Annotated in this window: 3 protein-coding genes and 3 rRNA genes; 1 reads left to right on the top strand and 5 read right to left on the bottom strand. The window is 54.4% G+C overall.

All coding sequences use genetic code 11. From position 1 onward, the window contains the following. Positions 1–49 precede the first annotated feature (49 nt). The 5 genes from rrf to SOP85_RS18910 form a co-directional block, all read right to left on the bottom strand. Positions 50–165, bottom strand: a 5S ribosomal RNA gene (gene rrf, locus SOP85_RS18930). Positions 166–315: 150 nt separating this feature from the next. After that, positions 316–3,209: ribosomal RNA gene (locus SOP85_RS18925) — 23S ribosomal RNA — on the bottom strand. Positions 3,210–3,485: 276 nt separating this feature from the next. Then, positions 3,486–5,022 (bottom strand): 16S ribosomal RNA (locus SOP85_RS18920). The 16S, 23S and 5S rRNA genes sit together here, the layout of an rRNA operon. Before the next feature lie 582 nt (positions 5,023–5,604). After that, complete coding sequence (locus SOP85_RS18915) at positions 5,605–6,825, bottom strand: CaiB/BaiF CoA transferase family protein (protein ID WP_274073866.1); 1,221 nt, start codon at positions 6,823–6,825, stop codon at positions 5,605–5,607. A 12-nt stretch (positions 6,826–6,837) separates the two neighbouring features. Beyond that, positions 6,838–8,019 (bottom strand): acyl-CoA dehydrogenase, encoded by a 1,182-nt coding sequence (locus SOP85_RS18910; RefSeq protein WP_008064832.1) that lies wholly within the window; start codon positions 8,017–8,019, stop codon positions 6,838–6,840. 157 nt (positions 8,020–8,176) lie between these two features. Here SOP85_RS18910 and SOP85_RS18905 point away from each other — a divergent pair, with 157 nt between their 5' ends. After that, positions 8,177–9,076 carry a LysR family transcriptional regulator gene (locus tag SOP85_RS18905; protein WP_323627845.1) on the top strand — a complete coding sequence of 300 codons (900 nt, stop codon included), beginning with the start codon at positions 8,177–8,179 and terminating at the stop codon, positions 9,074–9,076. The last annotated feature ends 62 nt before the right edge of the window (positions 9,077–9,138 follow it).

Below are 9,138 nucleotides of genomic sequence, written 5' to 3'. Positions count from 1 at the left end.
AAAGACAAAACCCCTACCTGCATGCGCAGATAGGGGTTTCGGAATTTAATCTTGACGATGACCTACTCTCACATGGGGAAACCCCACACTACCATCGGCGATGCATCGTTTCACTTCTGAGTTCGGGATGGGATCAGGTGGTTCCAACGCTCTATGGTCGTCAAGAAATTCGGGTACTGAACCGTTTTTCAACGTTTCAGCAAATTGGGTATGTGACAGCTAGGTGTTTTGTGAGCATTTCGAACTTTCGGTTCTTTCGTCTTCACACACCGCAATCTGATGCTCTTTCGAGTAGTCAAATTGCTTGGGTGTTATATGGTCAAGCCTCACGGGCAATTAGTATTGGTTAGCTCAACGCCTCACAGCGCTTACACACCCAACCTATCAACGTCGTAGTCTTCGACGGCCCTTCAGGGGACTCAAGGTCCCAGTGAGATCTCATCTTGAGGCTAGTTTCCCGCTTAGATGCTTTCAGCGGTTATCTATTCCGAACATAGCTACCCGGCAATGCCACTGGCGTGACAACCGGAACACCAGAGGTTCGTCCACTCCGGTCCTCTCGTACTAGGAGCAGCCCCTCTCAAATCTCAAACGTCCACGGCAGATAGGGACCGAACTGTCTCACGACGTTCTAAACCCAGCTCGCGTACCACTTTAAATGGCGAACAGCCATACCCTTGGGACCGGCTTCAGCCCCAGGATGTGATGAGCCGACATCGAGGTGCCAAACACCGCCGTCGATATGAACTCTTGGGCGGTATCAGCCTGTTATCCCCGGAGTACCTTTTATCCGTTGAGCGATGGCCCTTCCATACAGAACCACCGGATCACTAAGACCTACTTTCGTACCTGCTCGACGTGTCTGTCTCGCAGTCAAGCGCGCTTTTGCCTTTATACTCTACGACCGATTTCCGACCGGTCTGAGCGCACCTTCGTACTCCTCCGTTACTCTTTAGGAGGAGACCGCCCCAGTCAAACTACCCACCATACACTGTCCTCGATCCGGATAACGGACCTGAGTTAGAACCTCAAAGTTGCCAGGGTGGTATTTCAAGGATGGCTCCACGCGAACTGGCGTCCACGCTTCAAAGCCTCCCACCTATCCTACACAAGCAAATTCAAAGTCCAGTGCAAAGCTATAGTAAAGGTTCACGGGGTCTTTCCGTCTAGCCGCGGATACACTGCATCTTCACAGCGATTTCAATTTCACTGAGTCTCGGGTGGAGACAGCGCCGCCATCGTTACGCCATTCGTGCAGGTCGGAACTTACCCGACAAGGAATTTCGCTACCTTAGGACCGTTATAGTTACGGCCGCCGTTTACCGGGGCTTCGATCAAGAGCTTCGCGTTAGCTAACCCCATCAATTAACCTTCCGGCACCGGGCAGGCGTCACACCCTATACGTCCACTTTCGTGTTTGCAGAGTGCTGTGTTTTTAATAAACAGTCGCAGCGGCCTGGTATCTTCGACCGGCGTGGGCTTACGCAGTAAATGCTTCACCCTCACCGGCGCACCTTCTCCCGAAGTTACGGTGCCATTTTGCCTAGTTCCTTCACCCGAGTTCTCTCAAGCGCCTTGGTATTCTCTACCCAACCACCTGTGTCGGTTTGGGGTACGGTTCCTGGTTACCTGAAGCTTAGAAGCTTTTCTTGGAAGCATGGCATCAACCACTTCGTGTTCTAAAAGAACACTCGTCATCAGCTCTCGGCCTTGGAATCCCGGATTTACCTAAGATTCCAGCCTACCACCTTAAACTTGGACAACCAACGCCAAGCTGGCCTAGCCTTCTCCGTCCCTCCATCGCAATAACCAGAAGTACAGGAATATTAACCTGTTTTCCATCGACTACGCTTTTCAGCCTCGCCTTAGGGACCGACTAACCCTGCGTCGATTAACGTTGCGCAGGAAACCTTGGTCTTTCGGCGTGGGTGTTTTTCACACCCATTGTCGTTACTCATGTCAGCATTCGCACTTCTGATACCTCCAGCAAGCTTCTCAACTCACCTTCACAGGCTTACAGAACGCTCCTCTACCGCATCATCCGAAGATGATACCCGTAGCTTCGGTGTATGGTTTGAGCCCCGTTACATCTTCCGCGCAGGCCGACTCGACTAGTGAGCTATTACGCTTTCTTTAAAGGGTGGCTGCTTCTAAGCCAACCTCCTAGCTGTCTAAGCCTTCCCACATCGTTTCCCACTTAACCATAACTTTGGGACCTTAGCTGACGGTCTGGGTTGTTTCCCTTTTCACGACGGACGTTAGCACCCGCCGTGTGTCTCCCATGCTCGGCACTTGTAGGTATTCGGAGTTTGCATCGGTTTGGTAAGTCGGGATGACCCCCTAGCCGAAACAGTGCTCTACCCCCTACAGTGATACATGAGGCGCTACCTAAATAGCTTTCGAGGAGAACCAGCTATCTCCGAGCTTGATTAGCCTTTCACTCCGATCCACAGGTCATCCGCTAACTTTTCAACGGTAGTCGGTTCGGTCCTCCAGTCAGTGTTACCTAACCTTCAACCTGCCCATGGATAGATCGCCCGGTTTCGGGTCTATTCCCAGCGACTAGACGCCCTATTAAGACTCGCTTTCGCTACGCCTCCCCTATTCGGTTAAGCTCGCCACTGAAAATAAGTCGCTGACCCATTATACAAAAGGTACGCAGTCACAGAACAAAGTCTGCTCCCACTGCTTGTACGCATACGGTTTCAGGATCTATTTCACTCCCCTCTCCGGGGTTCTTTTCGCCTTTCCCTCACGGTACTAGTTCACTATCGGTCAGTCAGTAGTATTTAGCCTTGGAGGATGGTCCCCCCATATTCAGACAAAGTTTCTCGTGCTCCGTCCTACTCGATTTCATGACTAAGAGATTTTCGCGTACAGGGCTATCACCCACTATGGCCGCACTTTCCAGAGCGTTCCGCTAATCTCAAAGCCACTTAAGGGCTAGTCCCCGTTCGCTCGCCACTACTAAGGGAATCTCGGTTGATTTCTTTTCCTCAGGGTACTTAGATGTTTCAGTTCCCCTGGTTCGCCTCTTGCACCTATGTATTCAGTACAAGATAACCATCTTATGATGGCTGGGTTCCCCCATTCAGACATCTCCGGATCAAAGTCTGTTTGCCGACTCCCCGAAGCTTTTCGCAGGCTACCACGTCTTTCATCGCCTCTGACTGCCAAGGCATCCACCGTATGCGCTTCTTCACTTGACCATATAACCCCAAGCAATCTGGTTATACTATGAAGACGACATTCGCCGAAAATTCGATTGTGCTCTAAGAGCAACTCACAAATTTTACCTTAGCCTGATCCGTTACCAGTGAAAGTAACGTTCAGTCTATCTTTCTATCACATACCCAAATTTTTAAAGAACGGTTCTGAAAAAGATCAGAGCTAAGTATTCGAAGCGAATATTTAGCTCTGCACTTTTACAAACGCATGAATCAAGCAATTCGTGTGGGAGCTCATGGAGCAGCTGAGTCGTCGATTAAGGAGGTGATCCAGCCGCAGGTTCCCCTACGGCTACCTTGTTACGACTTCACCCCAGTCATGAATCACACCGTGGTAACCGTCCTCCCGAAGGTTAGACTAGCTACTTCTGGTGCAACCCACTCCCATGGTGTGACGGGCGGTGTGTACAAGGCCCGGGAACGTATTCACCGCGACATTCTGATTCGCGATTACTAGCGATTCCGACTTCACGCAGTCGAGTTGCAGACTGCGATCCGGACTACGATCGGTTTTATGGGATTAGCTCCACCTCGCGGCTTGGCAACCCTCTGTACCGACCATTGTAGCACGTGTGTAGCCCAGGCCGTAAGGGCCATGATGACTTGACGTCATCCCCACCTTCCTCCGGTTTGTCACCGGCAGTCTCCTTAGAGTGCCCACCATTACGTGCTGGTAACTAAGGACAAGGGTTGCGCTCGTTACGGGACTTAACCCAACATCTCACGACACGAGCTGACGACAGCCATGCAGCACCTGTCTCAATGTTCCCGAAGGCACCAATCCATCTCTGGAAAGTTCATTGGATGTCAAGGCCTGGTAAGGTTCTTCGCGTTGCTTCGAATTAAACCACATGCTCCACCGCTTGTGCGGGCCCCCGTCAATTCATTTGAGTTTTAACCTTGCGGCCGTACTCCCCAGGCGGTCAACTTAATGCGTTAGCTGCGCCACTAAGAGCTCAAGGCTCCCAACGGCTAGTTGACATCGTTTACGGCGTGGACTACCAGGGTATCTAATCCTGTTTGCTCCCCACGCTTTCGCACCTCAGTGTCAGTATCAGTCCAGGTGGTCGCCTTCGCCACTGGTGTTCCTTCCTATATCTACGCATTTCACCGCTACACAGGAAATTCCACCACCCTCTACCATACTCTAGCTTGTCAGTTTTGAATGCAGTTCCCAGGTTGAGCCCGGGGCTTTCACATCCAACTTAACAAACCACCTACGCGCGCTTTACGCCCAGTAATTCCGATTAACGCTTGCACCCTCTGTATTACCGCGGCTGCTGGCACAGAGTTAGCCGGTGCTTATTCTGTCGGTAACGTCAAAATTGCAGAGTATTAATCTACAACCCTTCCTCCCAACTTAAAGTGCTTTACAATCCGAAGACCTTCTTCACACACGCGGCATGGCTGGATCAGGCTTTCGCCCATTGTCCAATATTCCCCACTGCTGCCTCCCGTAGGAGTCTGGACCGTGTCTCAGTTCCAGTGTGACTGATCATCCTCTCAGACCAGTTACGGATCGTCGCCTTGGTGAGCCATTACCTCACCAACTAGCTAATCCGACCTAGGCTCATCTGATAGCGCAAGGCCCGAAGGTCCCCTGCTTTCTCCCGTAGGACGTATGCGGTATTAGCGTCCCTTTCGAGACGTTGTCCCCCACTACCAGGCAGATTCCTAGGCATTACTCACCCGTCCGCCGCTGAATCAGAGAGCAAGCTCTCTTCATCCGCTCGACTTGCATGTGTTAGGCCTGCCGCCAGCGTTCAATCTGAGCCATGATCAAACTCTTCAGTTCAAACATCTTTGGGTTTTGAGAAAACCCTAAACTTGGCTCAGCAATCGTTGGTTACATCTTTGATTTCTCGCGGAGTAACTTGTGATGCTGATAATCTGTTGACTAGCAGTCTGACTCCACAAGCACCCACACGAATTGCTTGATTCAGTTGTTAAAGAGCGGTTGGTTAAGATCTTTCGTCTCAACCGAGGCGCGCATTCTACAGCAGCCTCATTTGCTGTCAAGTGGTATTTTTCAGAAGCTTTCAAGGAATCCTTAACAACTTCAACCACTTGCGCTTCAGATCTCTCATCAGCGGGAGGCGAATTCTACAGCGTTACACGCTGCTGTCAACACCTCTTTTTCAACTTCCTTCGCGCCTCGATGAACTGAAGCAACCTGCTGTCAAAAACTGCGTAACCCATTGTTTAACAAGGAGTTTTCCGTTTCGACTGTGCCGGAAGTGGGGCGAATTATAGGCTTCCAGAATCTGCCGTCAAGCATTGATTCCGGCGTTCTATCAATAACTTGCAGCAGGCGCCAAAACGCCCTGATTGAACCCTATCCAGAAAGACAAACGCTCCTCTATATAGAAAAGCGCCATCAGAGAACGCCCGACGCCTTCAAAGCAGAAACGGCCCCAGCCTCCAGGCCGAGCACCCGCTGCAGAACCTCCAGCGTATGCTCGCCCAGCAAAGGCGGCGCATACCGGTACTCCACCGGCGTCTCGGACAACCGAATCGGACTGGCCACCTGTGGCACCATGCCAGCCAAGGCGTGAGGCAACTCGATCGCCAACCCGCGCGCCTTGACCTGAGGGTCTTCAAACATCTGCGCCAGATCATTGATAGGGCCGCACGGCACACCGGCCTGTTCCAACTGAGCAACCCACTCAGCGGTCGTCTTGAACACCGTAGCCTGGCGGATCAGGGGAATCAGCACCGCCCGGTTTGCCACCCGCAGCTTGTTGGTTGCAAAACGCGGATCATCGGCCCACTGGGGCTGCCCCGCCACTTCGGCAAATTTGCGAAACTGCCCATCGTTGCCGACAGTCAGGATGAAATCGCCATCTGCAGTAGGAAAGTCCTGGTAAGGCACGATGTTCGGATGAGCATTACCCAGACGCTTTGGCGCATTGCCCGTTGTCAGGTAATTCATCGCCTGGTTGGCCAGGCACGCGACCTGGACATCCAGCAACGCCATATCGATATGCTGCCCGCCACCATCGTGGTCTCGATGCGCAAGCGCCGCCAAAATGGCAACCGTGGAATAGAGTCCGGTGAGAATATCCGTCAGCGCCACGCCAACCTTGACCGGCCCGGCTCCCTCTTCGCCTTCAGGTCGACCCGTCAGGCTCATCAGGCCACCCAGGCCCTGGATCATGAAGTCATAACCCGCACGCTTGGCGTAAGGACCGGTTTGCCCAAAACCGGTAATCGAGCAATAAATCAGTTCAGGATTGATCGCCTTCAGCGACTCATAGTCCAGACCGTAGGCTGCCAGGCCGCCGACCTTGAAATTCTCGATCAGGATGTCCGACCTGGCCGCCAGCTCACGCACCAGCTTCTGCCCCTCAGGGCGCGTGAAGTCGATGGTGACCGATTGCTTGTTGCGGTTGGCCGACAGGTAATAGGCGGCCTCGCTGGTATTTTCGCCATAGGCGTCCTTGAGGAACGGCGGGCCCCAGGCGCGCGTGTCATCGCCATTGCCCGGACGCTCGACCTTGATCACTTCGGCGCCAAGGTCGGCGAGGATCTGCCCGGACCACGGCCCGGCCAGCACCCGCGATAAATCCAGTACCCGTAGATGCGAAAGCGCGCCCATAACGTTCTCCTATTAATAGAACGCCTGGATGCCGGTCTGCGCGCGACCGAGGATCAGCGCGTGGACGTCATGCGTACCCTCATAGGTATTCACCACTTCCAGGTTGACCAGATGGCGGGCAACCCCGAACTCGTCCGAGATACCGTTGCCGCCCAGCATGTCGCGGGCCATGCGCGCGATATCCAGGGACTTGCCGCAGGAGTTGCGCTTCATCATCGAGGTAATTTCAACCGCCGCAGTACCTTCGTCCTTCATGCGACCCAGGCGCAGGCAGCCTTGCAGCGCCAGGGTAATTTCGGTCTGCATGTCGGCCAGTTTCTTCTGGATCAGCTGGGTGGCGGCCAATGGGCGACCGAACTGCTGGCGGTCCAGGGTGTATTGACGCGCGGTGTGCCAGCAGAACTCGGCGGCACCCAGTGCGCCCCAGGAGATGCCGTAACGGGCCGAGTTCAGGCAGGTGAAAGGGCCCTTCAGACCACGGACGTCAGGGAAGATGTTTTCTTCCGGAACGAACACGTTGTCCATGACGATTTCACCGGTGATCGAAGCACGCAGGCCAACCTTGCCGTGAATCGCAGGGGCGCTCAGGCCTTTCCAGCCCTTTTCCAGCACGAAGCCACGGATGTCGCCGGCATCGTCCTTGCCCCAGACCACGAACACATCGGCGATCGGGCTGTTGGTGATCCACATCTTGCTGCCGGTCAGGCTGTAGCCGCCTTCCACTTTGCGAGCACGGGTGATCATCGCACCTGGATCGGAGCCATGGTTAGGCTCGGTCAGGCCGAAGCAACCGATCCATTCGCCCGACGCCAGTTTTGGCAGGTATTTCTGTTTCTGCGCTTCGGTACCGAATTCATTGATCGGCACCATCACCAGCGAGGACTGCACGCTCATCATCGAGCGGTAGCCGGAGTCGACACGCTCGACTTCACGGGCGATCAGGCCGTAGCTGACGTAGTTCAGGCCACTGCCGCCGTACTGTTCCGGGATGGTTGCGCCCAACAGGCCCACTTCGCCCATTTCGCGGAAGATCGCCGGGTCGGTCTTTTCATGGCGGAAAGCTTCGAGCACGCGCGGCGCGAGACTCTGCTGGGCGAACTGCGCAGCGGTGTCGCGGATCATGCGTTCTTCTTCGGTGAGCTGTTGATCCAGCAGCAGGGGATCGATCCAGTTGAAGCTAGCTTTACCGGCCATGAGTGTGTCCTCTCGAAACAGGTCAAATAACGTGCAGTGATCCTAGGCCGGGTTCGACGCTTGGGCAAACGAGGATTTCGCATACTGTTGTGCTAATTTCTCACTCCGAAACGTCGCAAATCCCTTTCAAGGCGATGTATTAGTGAGGTTGACGTACATGCGCAGGAAAATACCCAGCACCACCGCCCTGATCAGCTTCGAGGCGGCCGCACGCCATGAAAGCTTCACCAAGGCCGCCCAGGAGCTTTCGCTGACCCAAGGGGCCATTTGCCGACAGATCGCCAGCCTAGAGGAGTTCCTCAGCGTGGAACTGTTCCGACGCTCCCGGCGCGGGGTCAAGCTGACAGAGGCGGGCCTTTCCTACAGTCGCCGGGTGGCCACTCAACTCGATGCGGTCGAGCGCGACACCTTGTCCGTGATGGGTCAGCAGGGCGCCAACGTAATCGAACTGGCCGTGGTTCCGACCTTCGGCACCCAGTGGCTGCTGCCCAGGCTCAAGGACTTTCAGCAGAAACATCCGGAAGTGACGGTCAACCTGACCAACCGCACGCGCCCATTCCTGTTTGCCGACACCGATTTCGACGCCGCGATCTATTTCGGTGATGCGGATTGGTCGGGTACTGAATCCCACAGGTTGATGGGTGAAAACCCGATGCCCGTGTGCAGCCCTAACCTGCTGGGCAAGAAGAATGTCCTGACACCCGCCGAAATCGCCGACCTGCCCCTACTGCAACAGACCACCCGCCCCTATGCCTGGCGCCAATGGTTCGCCTCTCAGCACCTGAATGTGCCGCGGGACATGACAGGGCCGCGCTACGAGCTATTCTCCATGCTGGCCCAGGCCGCGATGCACGACATGGGGATTGCGCTGATCCCGCCATTCTTGATTCAGCGCGAACTGGCCGAGGCGCGCCTGGTGATCGCCAACCCCCAGGCACTCTCCAGTATCAAGGCCTATTACCTGATGATTCCGGAAAGAAAGGTCGAATCGGCGTCTTTAAGGGCTTTTCGGGACTGGCTGGTAACTCAGGCCCATGGCTACAGCCTTGAAGAATAAGGCCCCGGGCAATTATCTGACCTCGTAGTCAGAAAAATTAAAACCCTACAGATATAAGTATT

The organism is Pseudomonas sp. YuFO20 (assembly GCF_035064975.1).
Lineage (GTDB): Bacteria > Pseudomonadota > Gammaproteobacteria > Pseudomonadales > Pseudomonadaceae > Aquipseudomonas > Aquipseudomonas putida_AE.
The sequence above is the reverse complement of the archived record's forward strand: the minus strand, read 5'-3'. Positions and strand labels throughout refer to the sequence as shown.